Origin of the sequence: Pseudarthrobacter sp. NamE5 (assembly GCF_005796225.1) — a bacterium.
Taxonomy (GTDB): Bacteria; Actinomycetota; Actinomycetes; order Actinomycetales; family Micrococcaceae; genus Arthrobacter.
On record NZ_VAHO01000005.1, the window covers coordinates 27,535 to 51,087 of the forward strand.

Annotated in this window: 18 protein-coding genes; 12 read left to right on the top strand and 6 right to left on the bottom strand. The window is 56.2% G+C overall.

Annotated elements, in window-relative coordinates; translation table 11 throughout:
* Positions 1–296: 296 nt before the first annotated feature.
* Positions 297–941, top strand: a complete 645-nt coding sequence (locus FDW84_RS20010; protein ID WP_371419154.1) for an 8-oxoguanine DNA glycosylase OGG fold protein — start codon at positions 297–299, stop codon at positions 939–941.
* 95 nt (positions 942–1,036) lie between these two features.
* Here the strand turns inward: FDW84_RS20010 and FDW84_RS08005 are convergent, their stop codons facing one another.
* The gene (locus FDW84_RS08005; RefSeq protein ID WP_240721433.1) at positions 1,037–1,672 is read right to left on the bottom strand and encodes a FadR/GntR family transcriptional regulator; all 636 of its coding nucleotides are present in this window, start codon (positions 1,670–1,672) and stop codon (positions 1,037–1,039) included.
* A complete protein-coding gene (locus FDW84_RS19885; protein WP_256371718.1) occupies positions 1,669–1,800 on the bottom strand; it encodes a hypothetical protein in 132 nt (43 codons plus the stop codon). Before FDW84_RS19885 ends, FDW84_RS08005 begins: the two co-directional genes overlap by 4 nt.
* Positions 1,801–1,895: 95 nt before the next feature.
* On the opposite strand from FDW84_RS19885, the gene FDW84_RS19680 reads away from it, so the two are divergent.
* The 5 genes from FDW84_RS19680 to FDW84_RS19490 all read left to right on the top strand — a co-directional run bounded on the left by FDW84_RS19680 (position 1,896) and on the right by FDW84_RS19490 (position 5,266).
* Complete coding sequence (locus tag FDW84_RS19680) at positions 1,896–2,102, top strand: hypothetical protein (protein WP_240721434.1); 207 nt, start codon at positions 1,896–1,898, stop codon at positions 2,100–2,102.
* A complete protein-coding gene (locus tag FDW84_RS19685) occupies positions 2,099–2,548 on the top strand; it encodes a hypothetical protein (protein ID WP_240721448.1) in 450 nt (149 codons plus the stop codon). The genes FDW84_RS19680 and FDW84_RS19685 overlap by 4 nt, the downstream gene beginning before the upstream one ends.
* A complete protein-coding gene (locus FDW84_RS08015; RefSeq protein WP_138608314.1) occupies positions 2,545–3,564 on the top strand; it encodes a hypothetical protein in 1,020 nt (339 codons plus the stop codon). The genes FDW84_RS19685 and FDW84_RS08015 overlap by 4 nt, the downstream gene beginning before the upstream one ends.
* Before the next feature lie 341 nt (positions 3,565–3,905).
* Positions 3,906–4,631, top strand: a complete 726-nt coding sequence (locus FDW84_RS08020; RefSeq protein WP_138608316.1) for a response regulator — start codon at positions 3,906–3,908, stop codon at positions 4,629–4,631.
* 269 nt (positions 4,632–4,900) lie between these two features.
* Positions 4,901–5,266 (top strand): nitrilase-related carbon-nitrogen hydrolase, encoded by a 366-nt coding sequence (locus FDW84_RS19490; RefSeq protein WP_240721435.1) that lies wholly within the window; start codon positions 4,901–4,903, stop codon positions 5,264–5,266.
* A 203-nt stretch (positions 5,267–5,469) separates the two neighbouring features.
* Here FDW84_RS19490 and FDW84_RS08030 read toward each other — a convergent pair whose 3' ends face one another.
* Positions 5,470–6,498 carry a pentapeptide repeat-containing protein gene (locus tag FDW84_RS08030; protein ID WP_138608319.1) on the bottom strand — a complete coding sequence of 343 codons (1,029 nt, stop codon included), beginning with the start codon at positions 6,496–6,498 and terminating at the stop codon, positions 5,470–5,472.
* Between the two features lie 207 nt (positions 6,499–6,705).
* Between FDW84_RS08030 and FDW84_RS19690 the strand changes: the two genes are divergently transcribed.
* On the top strand, positions 6,706–7,080 hold the full coding sequence (locus FDW84_RS19690; protein ID WP_240721436.1) for a hypothetical protein: 375 nt from the start codon (positions 6,706–6,708) through the stop codon (positions 7,078–7,080).
* 4 nt (positions 7,081–7,084) lie between these two features.
* Here FDW84_RS19690 and FDW84_RS08045 read toward each other — a convergent pair whose 3' ends face one another.
* Complete coding sequence (locus FDW84_RS08045; RefSeq protein WP_138608321.1) at positions 7,085–8,191, bottom strand: reverse transcriptase family protein; 1,107 nt, start codon at positions 8,189–8,191, stop codon at positions 7,085–7,087.
* Between the two features lie 227 nt (positions 8,192–8,418).
* A complete protein-coding gene (locus FDW84_RS08050; protein ID WP_138608323.1) occupies positions 8,419–9,789 on the bottom strand; it encodes a phosphoribosyltransferase-like protein in 1,371 nt (456 codons plus the stop codon).
* Positions 9,790–10,006: 217 nt separating this feature from the next.
* On the opposite strand from FDW84_RS08050, the gene FDW84_RS08055 reads away from it, so the two are divergent.
* From FDW84_RS08055 to FDW84_RS08075, 5 genes are all read left to right on the top strand, one after another.
* Positions 10,007–13,126: a DEAD/DEAH box helicase gene (locus tag FDW84_RS08055; protein ID WP_171046731.1), complete on the top strand. Its 3,120-nt coding sequence runs from the start codon at positions 10,007–10,009 to the stop codon at positions 13,124–13,126.
* Between the two features lie 414 nt (positions 13,127–13,540).
* Positions 13,541–14,677, top strand: coding sequence for a hypothetical protein (locus FDW84_RS08060; RefSeq protein ID WP_138608327.1), 1,137 nt, complete (start codon positions 13,541–13,543; stop codon positions 14,675–14,677).
* Positions 14,674–15,807, top strand: a complete 1,134-nt coding sequence (locus tag FDW84_RS08065) for a hypothetical protein (RefSeq protein ID WP_138608329.1) — start codon at positions 14,674–14,676, stop codon at positions 15,805–15,807. The genes FDW84_RS08060 and FDW84_RS08065 overlap by 4 nt, the downstream gene beginning before the upstream one ends.
* Positions 15,804–17,570, top strand: coding sequence for an Hsp70 family protein (locus FDW84_RS08070; protein ID WP_138608331.1), 1,767 nt, complete (start codon positions 15,804–15,806; stop codon positions 17,568–17,570). The genes FDW84_RS08065 and FDW84_RS08070 overlap by 4 nt, the downstream gene beginning before the upstream one ends.
* A 3-nt stretch (positions 17,571–17,573) precedes the next feature.
* On the top strand, positions 17,574–18,911 hold the full coding sequence (locus FDW84_RS08075; protein WP_138608333.1) for a hypothetical protein: 1,338 nt from the start codon (positions 17,574–17,576) through the stop codon (positions 18,909–18,911).
* Positions 18,912–20,189: 1,278 nt separating this feature from the next.
* Here FDW84_RS08075 and FDW84_RS08080 read toward each other — a convergent pair.
* Positions 20,190–23,552, bottom strand: coding sequence for a DUF499 domain-containing protein (locus FDW84_RS08080; protein ID WP_138608335.1), 3,363 nt, complete (start codon positions 23,550–23,552; stop codon positions 20,190–20,192).
* Position 23,553 lies beyond the last annotated feature (1 nt).

Consider the following 23,553-nt stretch of genomic DNA (forward strand, 5'->3'; position numbering starts at 1 on the left):
TATAAATTCCTCGCTACCGAGCGCGTGCCATAGCTCGATCGCTTGCCGGATGCTTTGCGACTCCAAATCGGCCCAAGAATTCTTCATGCGTTCATTCATAGCTGATGGTGGAGCGACATTTAGCCATAGCTGCACGCGCTGCGCGAATGCAGTATTAATACGCAATCTGCACCGCTGACTATGAAGAGTGTTCTGCATCTCCTTGGCAGCCAGCCCAGTAGAGTCGGCTCATGATTAACGAAAATGCGGACCTGCCCGACGACGTTTTCGCGAAGTTGCCAGGTTCCGGCGCCGTGATGAACCACGCGGTGGCCGTGGATAGTGCCCGCTGGAAACGCGAGCTTAGTGCTCGTGGACTGCCACTCGTTCAGGGGAAACTAGCAGGAACGGAGCGTATAGCGGTCACTCGCAAGGAAGTTTTTGATCTTGGTGACCGGACCCCTACAGTCGCCAATGCCTTCCAATTGTTCTATTACTCTCTTGCTTGGGGCCTGGGCAGTCGAGCCCCGCGACTTCGTCAGCGGCTTGACGGACTGGCCGCTCACCAGGAAGAAGCGGGACAGCGTCTCGTAGCAGCCTGGGCTTTGGTTCAGGATGGGGCACCTCTCCGCGATGGCTACCGGGTTTTGACCACGGATCGAGGCGCTGGACGAATACCTTGGTTTGGGCCTGCCTTTTCCACCAAATTCCTGTACTTCGCCCAAGGCAGTGAGATCGCCCCGAAGCACATCATTCTGGATCAGGTGGTGTCAAAGAATCTCGGCATGGATGCGTGGCCACAGGCACCCACAGCGGGTTGGTGGCCAGAAACATACGAACGGTACTGCAGGCTCCTCTGCCGTTGGGCCGACCAGGCAAGCGTACGGCTGAATGGGGCGAGGCGTGTTCGAGCCGACGAGATAGAAATAACCCTCTTCAGACGGCACCGCTCGAACAGATAGGGGAGATGACCGGCAACATGCGGGGATAAGAATTCCTGCGCGAAGCATTTCCTACAAGGGCAACGGCGGCTTTGAGGTAGAAAACAACAGACGAATCACTCCGACATCGTGCCAGTTCCGCCCTGCGCCAGCCCCATAAACATGGTCCGGTGCAGGATGTCCACGTGCTTCCGGGAGACCTCCACCGCTTCCTCAACGTTGCGGGCCCGGAGGGCGGCCACCAGCGCGATGTGATCATGGTTGGACTTGTGCAGCTTCTCTATGGGGTAGGGGATGAAGTAGTCGTACAGCTCGGCGAGGGTCTCGTGGTAGACCTCGACGGCGTTGTCCAGGCATGACGCCGTGCCCACCAGCTGGTGGAACTGATCGTCCATCCGGTGGTAGTAGGACCAGTCGCTTGACTCTGCCATTTCACGCGTCAGCCGCCCCAGCTCATCCACCTGTTCAGGAGTGGCATTGACTGCCGCATAGTGCGTTACCGCGCACTCAAACAGCAAACGCCGGTCCACCAGCCGGTTCACTGCCTGGGACTCCGCCGGCGACGCCGAGAGCTCCGCCAAAACATCAGAAGGCGGCGCATCCGCCACAAAGGTCCCGCCGGCCCGGCCGCGGCGGCGCACCACAACACCCTGCTCAGCCAGGCTCACCAGCGCACGCCGGGCGGTAATCGGGCTGACCGAGAGACCCAGTGCCACGTCCTCCTGGTCCGGCAGCCGCTCGCCGGGCTTCACAAGCCAAGAGAAATCGCCATCCCGATCCGCATGCGCACGGCATCCATGGCGCTGCGGCGCTCCATCCCGGGCATCCTGCCGGCACCGAGGCGCGGGGAGTCGACGGTGTCCTCCAGCTGACGGGTCATATCCGCTACTTTACGGCCCATCACCGCCCCTTCCCTTTATTGGATCATTCTGATCTAATATAACCCGGGTCACACCCCAACGCGGAGAAAAACCCATGCAACGCATCCTTCCCCTCGTCGCTGCCCAGGCTCGGCCGCGGCTCATCGGCGAACCTGTCTCGGCCTTCGCCGACGAGGTCGAGGCAGCCCTCGAAGCCCCACCGCACAGCAAGCTGGTGGTCTTCCCCGAGCTCCACCTCTTCGGCGACGAGGAACTGACCTGCAAAGAACCGAAAGCCTCCAGGCAAGCGCCGAACCGCTGAACGGCCCACGCGTCAAAGAGCTCAGACAGCTCGCCAAAGACCTGAACATCTGGCTCGTCCCCGGCAGCGTCTGCGAACGCGGCCCTGAAGGCCAGCTGTTCAACACCCAGCTGGTCCTGTCCCCGGAAGGGGAACTTGGGAGAGCTCGAGTAAATGAGATAATGGCTCCGGTACTTGCTCGTCGCGGGGTAACTGCTCCTGCCAATAGGCTGTGTAACGAGGAATCCGGGTTCTTCCTTCTCCGGCGTTGGATTCCAAAGCGGCCGCGTGAACGAATTTTCGTGTTCGAGGACTCGGCGTCCGCAGCCGGCGCCATCGCCTGCAGATTGGCGGGCAATTGTTCGGCGCCGTATTTTTGGCAGGCCTTGGTTCAAGGTCACCTGAATCTCGGCAGGGTAACTTGTTGTGCCCACTTTGACTGCATACGCGTAAAATCCTGGCAATGAAAGATGTCGCACTTTATTACCCTAAAATGACCTTTCCTCCGACCGGTTGGCTCAGCAGAACGCTTCTCTACTGGGACGAAGTGGCGACAATAGTGCCGGAGGCAGTTCAGGCGGCTGTCAGTGATGACCCCTACATGGCGGAACTGATTGATCTTGGCTTGCTTCGGATGGTAGACCCTGCGCCAACCCTATTAGACGACCAAGTTCAAAGTCAGGTGCAGAAAGCCTTCTCTGCGCTTCAAAGCGCCCCTATTGAAGAAGACAGTGCCGGCTACCAAGGTATGCGCAGCATGCGCGCTGAGAAGTTACTTTACTCAGTTCGTAGGCAACTCGAAGAGCAAGGCCAAGCTTGGAGTCATGATAATGAGTCGGGTTGGCTTCGAGTACCTAGCAGCCTTGTTAGATGGTACATGCCACTGATGGCCGGCCTGATGGCGTCAAGTCTTAGTGTCGATGGTTCGATAAGCTACAAACCAATCACCGATGATCGGCGTTTTATCCAGGCCTCCAATACTGAAAGTGTATCTATCGAACGGAAACACTTCATATATCGATCAATACATGAAGTTTTACCTGGCCCTAGCATCTCTATCCCGCCTCGCGAAATTATAGAATTCAAAAACCAATATAGCTCTGAATTGCGCAGGCTAAGAGGCTGGATCGATGATCAGTTTCTATTATCTGTGAATATTCCCTCGACAGAAAATGATCTTTGGGAAAGGCGCATGCGCGAACGAGTTGCAGAGCAGGTCGAATTTCTCCGTGAGGGCATGAACCGACGACGATGGCCAAAAGTTGTAGTCGGCACTGTTGGTGCACTCTTCGGCCACGGAATGGGCATTGCTAATAGTAGTGTCTCAAGCGACAGCATGCTCGAGCTTGGTTTGGGATTGGGCTCCGCTACAATAGCTGCCGCCACTAGCATGCCCGCAGTCGTTGAGTCCGCCCGTCGTCCCCGCTATGATCCCCGCGCCCCACTTGCGTATGCTGCGCTGACAACTACCTTGCGTCGATAGAGACACAAATAAAGGCCCATTGACATGAATTAATTGCGGTCGAGATACTGCAATTGCATGCAGATCACTACGATAGTTTTTGCTGGAGGTATAGACCCGTTTAGTTCGCACCTCGGCCGCTGAGCCTCACGAGGCGGCCAGTACGACCCCCAGGGGGAGTTTCTGCCTATCAAAAGGGATGCCAGGGTTTCTGTAGGTAGCCAAGGTCTGTAGCTGGAGACGCGTTGTAGCGCAAGCGTCCAGCCAGTCGCGGTTCATTGTGTGCTTTAATTCGAATTGAATGATTCGTGCGGCCTTGTTGTCATCATGGCCGCTAGTGCGAGTCCTGTTTATGAAGGCATATGACACTCGAACAGATTAGCGCCCTATTGACCTCCGTAGGCGCCTTGCTAGGTGCCATACTTTGGCCGGTGCTTGTGTTTGTTCTTGTCATCACGTTCAAGTCAGAGTTCCGCAAGCTCTTAAAGTCTGATGATGTAACCTTCAAAGCGGCTGGGTTAGAGGCTTCTTTTCAGCGCAAACAGGTGGAAGCCGCGGTAGCCCTTGGTGCCGCAACAGCCAAGTCGGCCGCAGGTCAAACGCCTGAGGCGGCAACAAGCCCAGCCCGGCTTGCCGATGCTCTTGCTCAAGCGCTTCCTGATGAGCGAACACAGAGGCGTCTTCAAGGTTCCGTTGTCCTTTGGGTGGATGATCGGCCTGAAAATAACGTCTATGAGCGACAAGCGCTTGAAGCCTTGGAGGTAACGATTGATTTGGCACAATCCACGGAGCAAGCACTTGCACTAGTACGGCGGCAATCATACAACCTGATAATCTCCGACATGGGCCGCCCCCCAGACAATCGGGCTGGTTACACCTTGCTCGACAAATTACGGGCGTCTGGTGATCACACTCCATTCCTCATTTACGCGGGATCTCGCCGCCCAGAGCATATTCAAGAGGCTCGTGATCATGGCGCCTTGGGGGCTACAAATCGTCCACAAGAGTTGATTCTTATGGCCGTAGCGGCTTTGAGCTCTCATCCAACTAAAGGATATGGCTGGGGGAGCCCGGACGGGAGAAATTGATCACGCTTTGCAATTGCTGGGTAGCCAGGTTGTCAACACCTAGCAACACCGCACTTGGCTGTAGGAGGCTCTGGTCCTCTTTAGGCCCCGTTGCCGAAATGAAGGTGGATCACTGCTCGGCAGAGGGTGAGCCGCGGTCAGGCGTCCTAAGGATTAGGCAAAGCAAAGCGATAGGGTGTCGAGGAAAGATTAGCGACGGCTACCATCTCCGCCGGCGCCGCCAACTCCGCGTACTCGTGCCTGGGGTCGGACGCCGTCACTTCCCTCACATGCCTACGGCGGTGTCCTACATGGTGGTCCCGGTGATCAGCGCCGTCATCTGCGCCTACCTGCTCTCTCGGCTGGCTTTCTACCGGATCCACCTTTTCGACGCGCAGGGCTTCGGCGAGTCGACGTTCATCAAGCCGGGACCGTCCACTGACCCGGTGGTGTTCGAACACGGGGGAGCGCTGTTCGGGCTGATGACCTGCTACGACCTGCGTTTCCCGGAGCTGGCCAGGTCACTGGCAGACGCCGGCGCGCAGGTCCTGCTGGTCTGCTCGTCCTGGGTGCCGGGGGAGTACAAGACAGAGCAGTGGCTGGCTTTGAACGCCGCGCGGGCGAGCTCTATCCAGTGTTTATCATATCAGTTCTAGTATTTGGTACATTTTTGGGTGTGAAGTGAACAGCCCAAGCAAAAGATGCGAAATGTAAACCACCAGCCAAGCCATTGTCCCGAGCGTGGCCTTTGTTTACTTTTGCTCAAATTCGGCACCTTCCTAGTAAGGAGGACGTACCCTGGATGTCTGTAGTTTTTACCAGAAGCCGAGAGTGCTTCAGGGCATGTGGCGCCCGTTACCTAAGCCTCATTGTTCTTAAAAGCGCCGTCGCTAGTTGAAGGTGGTTCATAAGGAAGACCATTCAACCGACAAGCTTCATAGGATACCCATTTGCCTTTGGTTGGTTCAACGGCAAAAGAAGCCCGCTTGAAATTATAGTTTCTGTCCGCTAGGGCTGAAACGTGCATTGTGCCCATGAATGAGTTGTAAATGAACGCGGGACGTTCATCATAGAAGATGTCAAAGCGCACATAATCATGGAAAGCGGCACCGCTAAAATCAGACTTTCCGAATACTGTACGTGCAAAGGATGTGCGCCCAAGGAAAACGGCGCTTTGGAACGAAACATTGTTACTGCTTCCTCCCTGAAACATGGTGGGCCCACGGAATACAGTCCTCTTAAAGGAGGCCCTTCGAATTACTGCATCTTCCAGTATGAAGTCATTGAGTTCAGCACGATCAAGATCAAGGTCAGTGTCGGGCCAAGAAGGTTTCCCCTCTGCATCTTTCTTAAATCCCTCCGCGATCAGACGCTGTACCGTCCGACGCACTTCCCCATCTGCCGGATCATCAATATCAGCATCGGCCGGGTTGCTGCTTGTCATCTTCAAGTGAGGGAGGCGAAGATAGGCGCATAGTACATCGACACATGACTGCCGCTGCTCTGTCCAGTCTGTAGCAAGGTGTGCCATGGCGTTAACACCGGCAAGGCGGACTGCAGCTGAATCATGTCCAATCTGCTCAGCAGCGGACACATACCGCGCACGAAATTCTCGCTCTTGGTCATATTGCCGACGGCTGTGCTCAGTGTCGAAGGCCAGAGCATAGGTGCGGTACGCGTCTACAACTCGCTGCTGGTCCGCGTGCAGTTGCTGTTCCTTCAAGCGAAGGCTTCGGAGCGCCACAAAGACTGCACCGGCGGCAGTGGGAACCCCAATCAGAGTAACGGCGGTGCGTGCCGCTTCGGCTGGGGGTAGCTCTAGATGTTCCTTGACAACGATGAAGACCACCACACCAAGCCCGCCAGCAAGAAGCACAGCCAAGATCACACCGACAACTAGAGTCCACAGCTTCCCGGGCTTTGGGTCGGGGCGGTCCTGGGGTCCAGGCCGCTGCATGTTAAGACGTGGCGTAACCGGGTGCGAGGTCATAGCTTCCTTCTGCTCAATCGCAGCAGGGCAACGACTGCGAACTTCTCAAAGCCATTCTCCCCGGCCGAAAGCACGCACCGGCCGTGCCAGGTGCGTGCTTTCCGGATGAGTTTCCTGTTCGGTGCCGTGTTCCTGGCCGGCCTGGTGGTGGCGCAGTTCGTCTCCAGCCTCGCCACGCAGGCCAGCGCCTCCCGCCTGCTGTACGCCTTGGGCCGCGACTCCGTCGTGCCCAAGGCGGTCTTCGGCCGGCTCAGCGAGAAGCATGACACCTCGGTGGCGAACCTGGTGGTCACGGGCCTCGTGGGCTGGTCGCGGTCTTTTTGGACGTCGCGACGTCGACGTGGCAGAGGTGTGCCAGGCCCCTGGTGTCTGCGGGGCGGAGCGTGCTGGTGGACCCGGTGGGCGTCGTTGAGGCCGGCCTTGGGTTCGGTCCCTATGTACCGGCAGCGGCGGATAGGAACTTTCATCGACCTAACCTGACGGGTCACACCCTCTCAACTCCTGCAAGCTCCAGGCGCGCACGCATTTCGGCGCCGAAGTCAGGGTCGACATAGACGCAGTAAGCATAGTGTCCCCATATGAAGCTCATGAATTCCTGATCAGAGGAAAACCCTCTATGAATCCCGTGGTCGGCGAGTCCATTTTTCTCGAGGCCGTATAAATGGGCCCGTATCGAATTCTTGTAGTTTCGGTTAAGCCATACAGAATCCTGACCGACGCAGAGGCCAAGAACCCTATGCTCTTGGCCGGAACGAGTAACCCGGGTCTTGCGCTCATTCATAGTAAAACCAGAAACGTGTATGGCACTCTTAAGATCTCGTAGGATGGAATTGCATTCGCTCCGACTGACCGCGTGGCCCGTTGAAAACGTAATATCGTCCGCATATCGGGTGATGATTCCGCCCCACGCCGTGGCCACCTCTCCCAACAACTGATCTAAACCAATGCAGACAAGGTTGGAAAGCTTGCCGCTTGTCGAAGCCCCCTGTGGAAGCCGCCCCGACTTCAGAAGCTCGTAGACCACCCCTTTCTCGTCGGGTCCGCGGAGAGTCACCTCGTGGCCGACCGACGAAATCAAGGACATCTCGAACGCTAGCAATTTGGGATAGCCGAAACCGACAAAAGTTTTGTATAGTGCAGTCGAGCTTATGGAGCCGAAGAAATCAGCGAGGTCGAGTTGAATCATGGTTTTGGCGCCTATATGGCGGCGAGCCGCTTCCAGCGTGTTCCGACGGGGTTCATAGGCATATGACAAATCAGAGGTTGGCCTTTTGGGGAGACAATTTTCCAGAATAGCCAGTTGCAGAGATTTGAGGTGGGGGGAGGGCGCATGAATAGTTCTAAACCCCTTCCCGGAGTGCTTCTTAAGTTTCCTAGCTGAATAGTGCGCACGGTGGTTGAAGATAACATCGCGAGCAGCCTCATACGGTACCTTGGCCACCGTGCAAAGGTGCGTAAGAGTGTACAGCGGTATAACGTGTGAGGATCGAGTTAGGCGATCAATTTCTCGAATTTCTCGCAATAACTGTGGCGAGCCTCCTCGAGCGGAAAGCGCAGCGCTGTAGGCGTGAGGCGAGGCGATTCCTACCATTGATTTCCCTCATGCCGGAGAAATTCAGATTGAATTTCGTAGGCCTTGATCAGTTTATCCGGTTATATGTATTCTTGGCAGAAGCGACGGCATGAAGCAACTATCCACCTACACAAACCAAATTGGCATTGTGCATAAAGGTCTGGCTGAAGCCAAATCTCCGGGTTGAAGCCGATGTCGCGCTTGCTTGCGGATACGTGCCGACTAAATTAGACGACTAACTAGGTTTACCTCACCCCACGCAAAGACTGAGGATAGTATGTGACGTTGCGCGCGTCAACTTTCCGCTTCATGTATCTCCGAGCGGAGGCATAATCGGCTTGATTACTCTTGCGCCCGTATGTCCGCACGGAATTCTCGCCTTCTTTTGTGGCAGTGAAGTCAGCAGTGAGCCATCCTAGTGCTATCAGTTGCCGTTCCGCCTGACGAAAACGGTGGTACGAGATGTTGCTCGAAAGGATCGCCTCCTCGCGAGCAGTCCCGGCCACCGCAAGCACTAGAATCCCCCATTTCGCATCTCCACGTTTGACCGGTCGGTTGGCGGCTACCAATAGGTGCTGCTTTCGTATCCGTTGCTCGTGGCGTTCTTTCGCCTCTGTGTGCTGAGGGTTATAGCGAGTATCGTGGACCATAACTTCGTTTATATCCGGTGGGATACGTTTGCCGGGGAATAGTGGCACATATCCTTCGCTCCCGGAAGATGAGTACAAAAAGTCGGGAACAGTGTTGGGGCACGACGACCCGAGCAAGACCGTTCGTGAAGCTATTTTTCTGAAGCCGAGACCCCGAGTATGTTTTTTCTTATTTTTGGGATCGCCATACTTTCTGAATAGGTCGAAGAGTTGTTCACGCGATTCAAGATCGCCTAAGTCGTGATAAGTCTGCGTCAAATTCAGGGAGAAAATGTTCAAATGATCAATTAATGATTGCGCAACTAACTTATAGATATTTCCATACGTCGGTGGCATCGTGCTTGCCCAGGTTGTAATTGCTTCAGTGCCGGCTTTTGTGGCGGTCCAGGCTATTACTGAGATTCTAACATCGCAATTCGAAAAGGGTCCGGTAGTGCAGAACGCAGCAAGCCTATCAAGAGCATCGATTACTTGTTTTCCTGACCCTATGTTGTCAGTTATTAAGATGAAGTCAACTTTCTGTGAGGACTCCTTGAGTGCGTTGATTTCATGTCGGGTGCGAACTATAGGGTGAGGTTTCCTTGCTGCTGCATACCTGTCTTGGACTCGCCGGTACTCGCTTCTAATGATCACATCCAGGAGCTTTTCGGACCCCGAGTCGTAGTCGCGGACTTCGGATGGGTAGTAATCCTGATAAAGTTCTGGCTCGCGTTCTGGTTCTTGGTCCTTACCTATTTGGTCGCGCCAATAACGCTTGATATCCTCGAACGGGATAATCGATTCAATAATTATCTGCGATTGCCGTCGAGTAGTTATGTCCACTTTCTCCATCAACGCTTCTGATAGATCGTGAGCAATTTCATCATTGGTAACGAAGCGCAATTTTGAAAGAATGAGTTCCGCAAGGGGACGTTCGGCGGCATTGAATTGGCGCAGCCAGGACGAAATGGATGGACAGTTGAGCATGTCGTAAGATTAGAGGCAACCCGGCCGGGACCCAACTTTGAAAGCTCTGGCTTCGAGCCCAGCTCTGCGCCAACGATGGCAGCCAATTCTCGAGTGTCACGATTACAGGCGTAGGACTCAGACTTGAGGTTACACATACTGGTTGGTTGGTTTTGTCCCAACTACCAATTAGCCTGGCGCAGTGGAAGAAAATGATGGGGGACGCGCTGGAGTACACCTGAGTGAGGGGCTGTACGAACTCCTGCACACACAAAGTCTTGAAAATCGGTTAGCGCTGGTGCCTACCCTGCAGGCAGGGCTCTTTGATGTGAATGACGAGGATGTGCCTGGTATTCTTTCCCGCCAGATCGGGGACGCCGTTCATCAAGCGTTATCCAAGGCGCCACCGGAGCAGCGGGTGGGGCTCGCCAACCGCCTTCTCGCGGAGATCAACTATCCCGACCGCATAACGGGGGGCCCCACGGAGCTTCGTTACCTTCAACGTCCTGACGTCGTTAGACACCGTCAATTGCGCCGTCCCGCGACGAGGCTTAGCGATTCGACTCTGCTTACTAACAGCAAGGACGAGCCCAACCTCGCCGCCGAACTCCGAGCAGAAATAGAGTCCGCGAACACCGTTGACCTTCTCTGCGCCTTCGTCCGATGGACCGGCTTGCGGCTCCTGGAACCTGCCTTACAGCAGCTCAAAGAGCGCGGAGCAAAGCTCCGCGTCATCACCACCACTTACATGGGCGCGACGGAACGCCGCGCTATAGACGAGATGGTCAACCGGTACGGGGCTGAGGTGAAAATCAGCTACGAGACCCAGGCCACCAGGCTGCACGCTAAGGCCTGGCTGTTCCGTCGTAACACCGGATTCGACACCGCCTACGTAGGCAGCTCAAACCTGAGCCAGGCTGCTCTCCTCGACGGGCTTGAATGGAACGTCCGGCTTAGTTCCGTCGCAACACCCGCCCTCCTGCAGAAGTTCGAGGTCACCTTCGACAGCTACTGGGAGCAGCGGGCTTTCCAGAGCTATGACCCGGAGCGCGACGGCGAAAAGCTGGACGATGCGTTGGAACGTAACGGCGGTCGGCGAACAGCGGCACCGGATGCAGCCACCGGGCTTGAGGTTCAGCCATTCCTCCATCAGGAGGAGATGCTGGAGGACTTGGAAGCTGAGCGCCTCAAGGGCTACAACCACAACCTTCTGGTCGCCGCCACGGGCACCGGCAAAACAGTGATCGCGGCTCTGGACTACAAACGGCTAAGCGAAACCGCCGGCAGAGATCTAAAACTGCTCTTCGTCGCCCACCGGCAGGAAATCCTGAAGCAAGCAATGCGCACCTACCGCGACGTCATGCAGGACGGCGCCTTCGGTGAGCTCTACGTGGGGGAGCACAAGCCGCAGGAGTGGAAGCACATCTTTGCGTCCGTTCAGTCGCTCTCTTCCCTCGGCATCGAGCAGCTGGAGCCAGACTTCTTCGACGTCGTCATCATCGACGAGTTCCACCACGCCATGGCGCCCACGTACCGCCGCCTGCTCGACCATCTGAAACCGCAGCAGCTCCTCGGACTCACGGCGACCCCGGAACGTGGCGACGGCGTCGACGTCGCCAAGCAGTTCTTCGATGGCCGCACAGCCAGCGAACTTCGCCTCTGGGACGCACTCGACGCGGACCTGCTGGTGCCGTTCCACTACTTCGGCGTCTCGGACGACGTCGACCTGAGCCAGTTGGAGTGGAAGCGCGGCAACTACGACACCACCCAGCTGAGCGCCCTTTACACGGGCAATGACGCCCGCGCCGCCAAGGTGATCCGCGAACTTAGGGACAAAGTCACCAGCACCGACCAGATGCGGGCCATCGGCTTCTGCGTCTCCGTCCAGCACGCCCGCTACATGGCCGAAGTATTCAACCGGGCCGGCATTGCCTCCGTCGCCGTCGACGGCACCACTGACAATGCTGACCGCGAGGAAGCCCTCAGGCGCCTGGGCAACCGGGAGATCAACTGCATCTTCGCCGTCGACCTTTTCAATGAAGGCCTGGACCTGCCGCAGGTGGATACAATCCTGCTGCTCCGGCCCACCCAGAGCGCCACGGTCTTCCTACAACAGCTGGGACGTGGGCTCCGGCGGGCCGAGGGCAAAGCGGTGCTGACGGTCCTGGACTTCATCGGCCAGCAGCGCCGTGAGTTCCGCTTTGATCTGCGCTACCGGGCGCTGACCGGCTACGGGCGCAAGGAGCTGGAAAAGGCTGTCGAGGACGAGTTCCCCTACCTACCCTCCGGCTCGCAGATCGTGCTGGACCGGGTGGCGCAGAAGGTGGTCCTGGACAACATCAAGGCACAGCTGCGGTTCAACCGGGCGCAGCTGGTCCGGGACATTGCCTCCTACGCCGAGACCGAGCTGGAGGCCTATCTGGAGCAGTCGGGGAACGACGTGAAGACGATCTACCGGTCCACCAGGGACTCGTGGACCGGTTACCTCCGCCAGGCAGGACTGATCGAGGGGCTCTCACCACTGGAGACCGCATTGCGCGGGAAGCTTGAGGAGCTGTCGGACGCGGAGGAAAAGAAGCTACTGGGCCGTATGGCCGCGCTGATCCATGTGGACGATCCGGAACGGGCCGCTGCCTATTCGATGCTGGTTGCTCCTGATGCGCCCCGCTACGCGGACCTTGGCATGCGCGAGCAGACTTTTGCACGCATGCTGTTCTACACGCTGTGGGATGACGGCGGCGGATTCACAACGTACGACCACGGCCTGGACCACCTGCGCGGCTATCAGTTTGTGTGCCGCGAGATCCGCCAGGTGGTGAAGCTGGGGGTGTCCGCATCCAAGCACGCTGCCAAGGGCCTAGGCGCTGGGCTGCAGCACATCCCGCTGCTGTCGCACGCCACGTACCGGCGCGAGGAGGTTTTGGCGGCCTTGCAGTACGGCTCGCTGGAACAGGGCAAGAACGTCCAGCACCGGGAAGGCGTCGCATGGTGTTCGGCTACGTCCACTGACGCCTTCTTCGTCACCCTGAACAAGGACGACAAGAAGCACTCTGCGACGACGATGTATAAGGACTACGCCATCAGTCCCGAGCTGTTCCACTGGGAATCTCAAAACGCGACGTCGCCAACCAGCAAAACGGGACGGCGGTACCTTGACCGGGCCTCCCACGGCTCGAGGATTCTGATCTTCACGAGGGACACGGCGGACGACGAGACCGGGCTGACTGTTCCTTACACTTGCCTTGGTCAGGTGGACTACGTGCAGCACTCAGGCGAGAAGCCGATCGCGATCACGTGGAAGCTTCATCGGCCAATGCCTGCGGATGTGTATGCGACAGCGGCGGCTGTGGGGCATTAGTCCTACACAGAGTAGGTACTTCCCCGCGGGTCGCATGTCTGAAGAGGTCTTTATGGGCTGGAATCTCAAGATTGGCTCAAGAACAACTGAAGGTTTCCGAACGATCTCTTGATTTTTGTTTTTCAAGCAATGAAGGCAAGTAGTCTCAACGATGGGACCAGCCCTTGGAATGGGATGGCGTTGGGGGTTGTGAGAGGTGCAAGGACGTGGAGTACTTCCGACTTGTTTTTATCAGGGCACGAAGCGGTGCGCGACTACTAGCTGGTAAGGCTGCCAGCTGTGCCATATTTGTACTTAAACGGGTTTCCAGGCCTCATGTCGCCCGTGTTGTGAGTCGCAAACGTAAGGCAGAGCAAAGCCCAAGTTTTGCCTTCGCTCCTGTGCAGCTCTTCGTAGTCTAGGTGCCGGAGTAAAATGGGTTTTTGGCAAACCGGCTATATGGAATTTCGGGAAGTCACTGGCGACGGTCCTAATAACCAAGTTGAACCCAAGCCTGCAGCCTTCGTGTGTTCTAAGTGTCGAATTGAATTTTCCTCTGAGCGCGATCTGCGCGTACATAGCTTTGAGGGCCACGCGGTCAGACGTCCGGTTCTTGTGTTCAGAGGCAGGGAATGTGGTAGAAGTCGGCTTACCATTACTACGGCAACTTCCGCGCATGATTGGGAAATCCGGAGCTCCAACATCGTCGAAGTTAATGATGTGCAGATGTCGGCTGACAGTGCTATCGAACTCTTGACAGCCCAGCGTAGCGGGATAGTGGATGTGACATTAGTTAACTCGGAAGTGGTCAAGAAGTCCCAGTTTGAATTCGCCCTCGCGGAGGAAGATGACCTTGACGGTGTTGACGCTGCGTTGGCACGTCTTATTGATGCTCGGGAGCTGAGCGCCCAAGCCGTCGATGACTTCATCATGCGTGCAATGGGGTATCGGAGCGCGGAGCGTTATGCCTCAGGTCTTGCTTTCTATCTTTACGGTGTTCTCGCACGCGAGGAACTTGCCGAGTCTGGAGTTAGCGGTAGGCACGGCAAAAGTGAGGAATACGAAAGTAAATATGACAAAGCGGTGGGTATACTCGGAACGTTCGACCGTGTTCCTGCCGAGGCTATTTGTGGAATAGTCGCATTCCATTACAATCAATTTCAAAGGGCAATGGCACGAACAAAGAGTCAGCGCGTGTCTGAGGTTTCATTGCGCTTTCAGGCTTTGCTTCATGGATTACCTTGGCGGAGTGCGGCGATCGGCGACGCGGCGCATCCGGGCCTAGATTCAGCGCTCAGCGATTCAGCTATCGAGCAGGTCCTTATATGGAGTGCCTTGCCTCTTGACGGTTCGGCTGCAGCAGATGTTACTGAAGCCCTTTCACAAATTAGCGGCCAGCTACCTCGTGACATGTTCAAGTTGCACTTAGTTGCGGCCGAGCACTCGTACGCTGCCGGTGACCTCACTGCTGCAAGCCGGCACGCCGAGTACCTTCGCCACAGCCGCAAGGCGGAGACTTGGTATGCAGATTTACAGCGTCGCCTTCAAGCCCAAGGAGCTTCAAAAACGTGACCAAAAATCAGCGCCCAATTGATGGGCATGCAGTAAGCAAATACTTCTCGGAGCCTGAAGAATCTACTGTCGACATGCCAGGTCCGGTTGGAGTGAAAAATTCGCCCTTCGAATCGGTGCGCGAGCTGTTCCAATACGCATATGAGAACCCGGGCCGTAAACTGGTCTTTCCTCGTACCAGCTTATTCGCGCTCTCGTCGGATGAACAATCTAAGCAAGATGAAGTTCTGATCGTCAAGAATTTGGCTAAGGGCGATCCTTATCTTGCAGTGCCGCCCACGCTGTTGGCAGCTGTCGCGCAGCAGGATGTTGATCATCGCGCAGTGCAGCGAATACTTGAGCTCGTAGTTGTCGCATTGGCAGAGAACAGGGTTTTTGAGCAGGTGGTCCGACGACTGGCTAGTAATTCACCCGAGACTGCTCTCACGGCGCAAGACATAAGCGCACTGGCGGAGGAGCGAGCACATGAGGCTTTGGGCCTGAAGAAATCCTCGGAAGTTATGAGTGCTCAGAGGCAACGCCTGCGAGTAAACGCGGTCATCACGTTCGAGCTATTTCAAATACTCCGTGAGCAATGGACGGAGGATCAGTTTGTTAAAGATATGGCAACGCTGATTTGGCGAACGTCTCCGTCTACTAGGATCTCGAAGGGAACTGCCGCGCTTCTGGCTACAGCCAAGAATACTGAAGCTTTAGGCCGCCTGTCACGGCATTTTGAACAGCACAATGGGCGCGCAAAAAGGGCTACGGCTGACGCACTGGCGCAAAGGGCATTTCAGGAGCGACGAGCGGAACACGCTGAATCAGCACGCAAGACGCTGGCAACGGAGCTTGATGCTTCGAGGGCGCAAATAGCTGACCTTGAGCAGACCCTTGACTCTTTAGGCCGCGAGCTTCGTCGGGAACGCAGCAATCGTGCAGTGGATAAGAGCCATCATGTAGATGACTATGAAGCGCTTCGCACGTTGATCATTCGTCGGCTAACCGCTCAGGTTGAGTTGCTGAGCGATGGACTACATGCACTACGCCACGGAAGCACGCAGGTCGCTGAGGAGTTCGTGGATCGCGCACTTAATGCCATAGACACGGAAGTTACAAGACTCAAAGACACTAGCGGGGGAACGCAATGATAGCGGGGTTTGACTTTGGCACAACCAATAGTTTGGTATCGGTCGTTGTTGGCGATCGTGTAATTGACGTTGTCGATGAGGAAGGGCGTCCGCACCCTTCCGTTGTGCGGTATGAGGGCGAGGAAGTAATCGTTGGCCGTGAGGCACGTAACGCGCTAGAGGAGGTGGGGCTGGGAGTCCACGGCAGCACCGTGCGCTCGCCCAAGTTTCTACTGGGTCAAGAGGTTGTAAGTGTTGGTGGTGTTGATCGTAGCCCCGTGGACATTGTCGCCGACGTCATCCGGCACGTGCGTACAGAATCACTGCAAAGCCGACAACGAGAAGTGCTTGGCGACCTTGCCCGCGCTGTCGTCACCATTCCGGTGAGTATGAACGGACCAAGGCGGCGGGCTCTGCGAGATGCCTGTTCGCAGGCGAGAATTTCGGTAGCTCAATTTGTTCACGAACCTTTGGCAGCGTTATACGGATATCTTCGGGGAGGGACTGACGCCGAAAGCACGATCAGAGGTCTTATGCGGCAAAATGTGCTCGTCGTTGACTGGGGTGGAGGGACCCTAGACCTCACTTTGTGTCGGATTGAGCCCGGCAGAATCCTCCAACTCCGAAACGGTGGAACGGATCAGGTAGGCGGGGATAGATTTGATCAAGTTATTCGCGACGAAGTCGTAGGCAGGTTTTCGAACAGTCATTGCATTGCTGACAACGATCGACCTAGCCGCGAGGCCCGGCTCCGGTTACTGCAGTCGACGGAGCGGAATAAGATCGCCCTTTCAGATCGTGCAGAAGTTACGTTTTACACTCCGAACTACTTCCCTGTTTCAGGTACGACACTCCAGTACACACTAAGTCGCCAGGAATTTGATGCGATAGCCCGTCCTCTCGTTGATCAGGGAATACGGGAAATTGAAGCTTTGCTCGACAGTGTGGGCATGGCCCCGGCCCAAGTCTCCCTTTGTCTAGTCGCTGGAGGCATGGCTGCGATGCCAAGTATCCGTAGGCGCATGCACGAGTTGTTTGGGCCTGGACGTGTAATTGTGCCGGCAAACAGCTCAACACTCGTTTCTCAAGGAGCAGCTTGGATTGCACACGATGCCCAGCGGCTGGTCCTGGCCAAACAGATTGAGCTGGAGATGGCGCGCGGTTACAGACTCCCCCTGCTGAGAGCTGGGACGCGGATGCCAATTGACGGGGACTCATGCGAGGACTCGTTTCACCTTTTCTGCACCGATCCAACGGATGGTGTTGCTAAGTTCTCGATAGTTACTCCGACGCAATTGACGGAGCAGCCGCAGGCCAGCGATCCTAGGACCTCTCTTGGCGTCATAGCGATCGACGTGGACGAAACGGCGCCCCCATTGGTTGAACGACTGGAACTGGACATCAAGATCGACGAGGATTTGATTCTGTCCCTCAGCGCCACATCAAGTCAGCGCCAAGACAAAGCTACGGCCTCATATTTCGACCTGGAGTTCGGCATTGCACTTCCGGGGAGTGAGCTTAAGGAAGATCTCGATGCCGGTGGTGCAGGAATATCATCCCCGGGGGGAGGCCTAACTATCCGCGCAAATGTGGCCGACAAGGCGGATCCCGCAATGGTGCCGGGAGACGTGCTATACAAACACAAGCGCACGGCATTCGCCCGTTTTGGAGGTCCTGATCAAGCAACGCAAGAGCAGCTGACGGAACATCTGTACTTTCAACCGTGCGCGGTATGCAAGCGCAAATGGGGGGACCCTGCCTGCCGATGTGCGTCGGTGGCCTAGCGGATGGCCGCGTTGCAAATAGTCGTTCGGGTTGTCAACGGTTCATCCTTTATGTATGGGGAAGTGAAACGGCCCGTTCGGATCACTCCAAATGGCTACGGCGGCATTGTTTATGAAGGCGCGGTGTATCCCGTGCAAAAGGGTGACTTAATCGACCTTGCCGGTCCATCATGGGAGATCGGGGACTGTAAGCGGTTCTTGCTGGCTGGTGCTGATGTCCCTTATGCGCCGGCAGCGATGGAGACCCATAACCGGCCCGCCTTCGAGGGGCTCAAAGGTGAGTGGACCCTTGACACCAACGACTTTGGTCACTATTTGGTGTTCAACGGATCCGAGCGGCTTGCCAGTGACGTCGTTAATTCCCTTGAGAGTGCTGGTCTGGCCGTTCAGCGCTGGGATGTTAGTTATAGGCCTGCAAGTGATGGCAAGTTCTATGACTGGTTTGCTCGCCTCCGTACCAAGAGTGAACGTGCCGAAGTTGCAGCCCAGGTTGCCGCGGTCCTCTCGCCTGCACCGAAAAGCCTAGGGCTGCCAGCAGCGCCAACAGTATCCCCACTTGAGGATCTTGCAACCAGAGTTGAGCAGTTGCTGGATCTGACAGCTGAATTGTCGGAGCGCCTGAGCCATTCGGAGAAAGAGGTCGATTCTCTCCGGCAGCGCTTGGTAGGGGCTACAGATAACGAAACCAAGCTTATGCAGGCCTTGGATAGGTCTCTTGCGTACCAGAAGTCGTTGCACGATCAAATCGCTATAGTTACTAAGTCAAACGAAGAAAATGCGGATGCTGAGGCTTATTCGGTAAGGCAGACGGATACCGAAGAACTTTTAGAGCTGGCGCTCAGCGAGAACTCTGATCTTCGTCATGCAGTTGTTAACTATCGTCATCAAGCTGAGGTTGCCGACGCGAGAATTGGCGGTTTCGAAACAACAATCGAGATGCTAGAGCAGCGACTTGACGAACTCGGGCAAGAAGCCTTTGTGCGTCGCCGGCGGGCGGAAATGCATGCAGCTCCCCGTCGAGGCGTTGTTGGATTCCTGGATAATGCCTTCGCCCGCCTCGCCTTTGTGCTGGATAGCGTAGAAATAATCGCGAATCTTGACGCGCCGGCGTCCATCCTCCGCGCGTTAACGCAAATTGATATGGGTCAGCTCTCGGGGCGGGACCTCGAAGGTCTTCGCGGTTGGCGTGAAGTGTCGAAACTGGCCACTGGAATCGCAGGAAGCGAGAACATGGGGCGCATCTACTACAAGCCAGAGGGCGGGAAAGTTTTGGTGAGTGTCCATATTAAGCAAGACGAGAAGGAACAGCGACGTCACATCGAGCGCCTTCGATCGGTGTGACGAGGATCGATGGGCCCGCGTCGTTCCTACTGTCCGGGGAGTTGAGGCCGAATCTGGCAAAGAAGAAATACTTCTACTATTCTCGTCATCAGGAATATTAGGAGCAGCTGGGCGAGGCATTACTGTAATCGAGCCGTTGCCGCCTTCGTTTCTGGCATAACTAGGTAACGGAAGGCCGTCCTGCACTCGTTGCAGCCAAAACGAATTCCGCGCCGCGCAAGCGATTTGGCGAAGGCTAAAGTCGGCACAAACACAGTGATTACCCTCCAGCTCAACGCGGGCGTGATCGCCGATTTTAGTCGTTTCTAAGTCGCGGTACCGCGTCATTCGAACGCAGTTACGGCGCGAATGACTAGACGAAGTATAGGTGGCCCCAGAATCCGCAAGAGACGGAGGCATTTTGGGACGCTCACTGTCAGCTCGTTGAAGGGATCGGTCAACTAAGTCTTTTCATCGACGCATTTTTGACACTGCTAGCGAAGTGCGTTTTGGCGATGCCGATAGGGTAGCTGTAGTTTTACGAGAAATGATTTGGGGAGGAAAGTGGCGAAGGCGGTTAGTTCGAAGGGATCCGGATGGCGATGCCAGGCATGCGGCAAGCCCCTCACGGCAAAGCCGGAATTGGGAAAGGTCATCGCGCATTCGGCCCGCAATGGTGGTTTGTGTCCTGGTTCCGGAAAAGCTGCCTCTAATTCCGCTGTAAAGCGCAAGCCTAAAAAGCCGCAGGCACCTCGTAATGGAGTTGTGGAGGGAACTACGCCTTTGAAGTCGAGACACCGATTGCAGACGCAGAAGGTAGTAACTGAAAAGCGAGAGCGTCCCCAGGTGCTGCCCAGCAAGAAAGCAACTGGAGGCCGGCCTGCTCCGAATGGCCGCGTGTCGGGCGAACCGCACTGGTCGTTCTTCCAGGACAACCCACGACAGGACCTTGAAACCGATGCAGGTTGGCGTCGGGTCAGACTGGGAACCTCGCAAGGGACAGGGCGACGACGATGATTCCGGCACTCTACTATGGTGCCTTGGCCGCAGACGGCACGAGAGCGAAGGGATTTAGCTAGAGGAAGGGCCTAAGGGCCCGCCCAAAACGAAGTTGGGCCCGATAATGTTCGTCTTAATAGTGTTCGGCATCAAGAAAGTCCCGACCACCGCGTGAGCAACGACGCCTACGGCAACAGGCCTCCAACTCCGTCCTGACATCCCCAATAGTCGATCAACAGAAAACCCGCGACCGAGTTATAGGGTCGCGGGTTTTTCAACCGCGTTTGGTCATTTCCAGCTTTAGTCCATCGACCAGTCAGCATCGTCAAACCCGAGTGTCCGTAAGTTCTCTCGGATCGCTGTTCTCTGATCGGCAGTTAGCTTGTTTAGCTGCTCAGACTCAATATCGATCGAAACGCGAACAGCCGCAGCGCTTGTAACGAAGTGGGAAAGAATTTCTTCATAGATCTGCCCCACGTCGCGGACTACTCGGTTGATCGTTAGATCTTTGGTCGCATGGAACCTTGAGGGTGTCTTCCCCGTCGTTCCGCCGTCGTCAGCCCTGCCGCCGTCTTGACCCGTTTTTTGAGGTGTGCTGTCAGGATTGCTAGGTGTTTGACCAGGCGTACCTGGTTCTGCTTCCTCTTCCGGCTGGGAGTCCTTCGAGATTTGTTCGAGTGCGACTGCTGGGTCGACGATGAGCCCGCCCTGGCGTACTGCAGTTGGAGCAGAAACCGTCAGGCCTAGGAAGCGGCCTTCTTCGTATGCGTCCGCGTAGGCGAATCCATCCATCGCAATTGCCAGGACTTCGTCAAGTCGCCAAACTGCATCAATCACCACTTTGGGCTGGGTGACCTTCGGCATATATACGTACTGGCTGAAATAGCCGGCAAGAACGTCAAGGGGAACATACGGCTTTTCCTTCCACAGGTTCAGCCGGTTGATTTGGATCCTCAACAATGACGGGGAGAACGATCTGACAACGAACTCACCCGCGTCGGCTTTCCGTGTCACACGCTCGGCCAATGTGCCTGTTCCATTCATCAGGATGGGCTCGAGATAGATATCTGCAGAACCCGGCTCCTGGGTTGGAACCAGAATCCATCGATATGCCTCTCGGATTGCGTCCGAGACCGTCTGCTTGGCCTGCGCTACCCGTGATTCCGCGACCTTAATGTTGTGCTGGTCTAGGTTCAGTGAGTCGCGATTCCCGAGAATGTACTCCCACGCCATACGGTGTCGAACAGCATTGAGTAGCACGTCGATTCGGTCAACTTCCGGAGCCAGGAAGACAAGGCTGTTCTTGTGGATTCGAGCATTCGTGCCCCGCTTGTTGAGGAAGTCAAGTGATGCGTCCTCGGCCATTGACTTCGCCCGCTTAGAAAATGGCCGGTCAGGCCCAAAAATCACAAGTGCAATGCCAGCATCGTCCTCGACATCGATGCTTCCGGGGGGAAAGCGGTGGACTCGTTCGAAAAGCCCTTTGTCCGTTTCCTGCCTTACAACGCTTGCCAGCTCATCGAAGACCTGGTCGTCGTGATAGGAATCGGCACGTTCCTGAACGATCTGGGCAACCGTCTGCTGGAGGGAGAGCCAGTAACGGTCCTGATCCCGGTTCATATACTTGCCCAGGTCGCCTAAGCGGCGCAGCCCATCCGTTACATGGGCGGGATTGTCACCAGGGTAGGTCGAGCCCAGAACAACACGCTTCTGCTCAATTCCACGTATTGTCCCGGCGCTGCCGTCCCGCTGTCGAAGATTCGCGAGCGGAGCAGTGCCCAGAAAGACGCAGCGGGCCGCACGCTTCGTAGCCATTGACTTGCCTAGGATCTTAATTTCGCTGTCAACAACGTTAGCCGTTGAGGTTTCACCAGCCACATCGGCGTCCACAATCGGCTTCCAAGAGTCGTCAAGATGATTCGCCAATTCATCGAACACCTTGGCGTTGTCGAGAGGAATGGATGCAGGAAGGACCATCGGAGAGCGGTCACCGCTTATCCACAATGCATAAACGACTGTGGCCATAAGACGCAGTACACCTCGTGTTCGCTGGAAGCGCTCAAGTGTGGACCAGTCCTTGTAGAGCCGATCAAACAACTCCGGGTGAATTGGATATGCGGTACGCATCGACGAGCGGTAACCAGGCTGCATAACCTCACTGGGCACCTCGGAGGCATAACGAAGATAATGCTCGGTGAACTTTTGCACCACGAGGTCGCGTGCTGCATCTTGTTCGCTGCCAAAGGACTTGAAAATTCGGCGTCGGACGATCTCAAAGGATTCTTCGATCGTGGCCGGTTGCCAGGGCGTTTCAACCCGATGGATGACCGAACGCAAGTGGCGCAGGGCTTCCAAACCTGCAGTCCCGCCAATCTCATGCTCGTTTTCGACCGGCATCTCAACGCCAGCCATATCCCGTACAACATCAGACGCTGGCAGTGAGACGACAAGCAGCGCGTTCGGGACTGCCTTTACGGCCTCGGTCAATGACTGCACGAAGGTCATATGGGCGTCAAAGGTTCCAGCAGGCGTCGCCTTTTCCAATGACCAGAGCTGCCGGAGGTACGCCACCCATTCGTCAATGAGGACGATGCAAGGACCATATTTGGTAAGGAGCGTAGCCAAGTCGGTCGTAGTAGGAGGCACCGAGGCTTGATCGTACCTGGCCAACAGGTCGTACCCCTCGCGCCCACCAAGCTGGTACGCGAGTTCACCCCACATGGTGTTAACAACGGTTCCATCGGACTTCTGCGATCCCAGCACTGAAAGGTCGTTCCCAACGAGGACAGCGCGGCTTACTTTCGCAGGCAGTTCGGCGATGCCAACGCTGTCGAGCAAATCTCGCATACCTGGAAGCTGTTCCGCCCGCATACCGGCAGCGGCATGATAAACCGCCAGGAGTGAGTGGGTCTTGCCACCGCCGAACGTGGTCATTAGGTCGATCACGGGCTCGCCTCCGGTCCCCGCGAAGCGCCTAATGGCCTGCTCCAACAAGTAACGAAGACCGCGAGTGATGTAGGTACGGCCAAAAAATTCAGCCGGATCTCCATATTCAGGGCCAGCGACGCCCTGATGGACTTGCCGCAGGTCAGCCGCAAACTGTGCGAGCTCGAAAGTCCCTCTAGCAACGTCGTCGTGAGGTTCAACAACGTCACGCCACGCCGGCAGCCCCGTGGAGTCGACTTGGACCGAGAGCGCTTTCTCCTGGGCACGTTGAATCCGCTTTTGGTCCTCTTCAAACATGATCCGACGGAACTCTCGGCGCATCTCATCAGCCTTGTCCGCTTGCCGCACAGCACCAATTGAGCGCAGGATATGCTCGCCGTCCATGAGCACTCGCTCCGTGCGCTCTGACGAGATGCGCTCGCCGTGAGCCCATTCCTTTCGAGCATCCCACAACGCTGAAGTCGCTCGCTTATCCTCGAACGACAAGTGGTCTTTGAACACTGCATGCCACTGCTTATCAAAAACCCAAAACAAATACGCCGGGTCGGATTGGTTGGGGGTTGCGTCCCTGCCAGTCAACCCGGGTGTCCCGCCCACCTTGGCTGCCCAATCCGCGCCATACTTGCTGTGCAATAGCGTGGTCATCCAGGGACCAAGTCCATCAGCCACCAAATCGAGTACGCGGCCGACCCGTTCCTTGTTCGTTAGCGACGCCATC

Coding starts and splice junctions, on each gene's coding strand:
- FDW84_RS08050 (WP_138608323.1), bottom strand. CDS start 9,789: ATGCTCAACTGTCCATCCATTTCGTCCTGGCTGCGCCAATTCAATGCC.
- FDW84_RS08015 (WP_138608314.1), top strand. CDS start 2,545: ATGAAAGATGTCGCACTTTATTACCCTAAAATGACCTTTCCTCCGACC.
- FDW84_RS20010 (WP_371419154.1), top strand. CDS start 297: ATGAACCACGCGGTGGCCGTGGATAGTGCCCGCTGGAAACGCGAGCTT.
- FDW84_RS19885 (WP_256371718.1), bottom strand. CDS start 1,800: ATGACCCGTCAGCTGGAGGACACCGTCGACTCCCCGCGCCTCGGTGCC.
- FDW84_RS19690 (WP_240721436.1), top strand. CDS start 6,706: ATGAGTTTCCTGTTCGGTGCCGTGTTCCTGGCCGGCCTGGTGGTGGCG.
- FDW84_RS19490 (WP_240721435.1), top strand. CDS start 4,901: ATGCCTACGGCGGTGTCCTACATGGTGGTCCCGGTGATCAGCGCCGTC.
- FDW84_RS08020 (WP_138608316.1), top strand. CDS start 3,906: ATGACACTCGAACAGATTAGCGCCCTATTGACCTCCGTAGGCGCCTTG.
- FDW84_RS08045 (WP_138608321.1), bottom strand. CDS start 8,191: ATGGTAGGAATCGCCTCGCCTCACGCCTACAGCGCTGCGCTTTCCGCT.
- FDW84_RS08075 (WP_138608333.1), top strand. CDS start 17,574: ATGGCCGCGTTGCAAATAGTCGTTCGGGTTGTCAACGGTTCATCCTTT.
- FDW84_RS08070 (WP_138608331.1), top strand. CDS start 15,804: ATGATAGCGGGGTTTGACTTTGGCACAACCAATAGTTTGGTATCGGTC.
- FDW84_RS08060 (WP_138608327.1), top strand. CDS start 13,541: ATGGGTTTTTGGCAAACCGGCTATATGGAATTTCGGGAAGTCACTGGC.
- FDW84_RS08080 (WP_138608335.1), bottom strand. CDS start 23,552: ATGGCGTCGCTAACGAACAAGGAACGGGTCGGCCGCGTACTCGATTTG.
- FDW84_RS19680 (WP_240721434.1), top strand. CDS start 1,896: ATGCAACGCATCCTTCCCCTCGTCGCTGCCCAGGCTCGGCCGCGGCTC.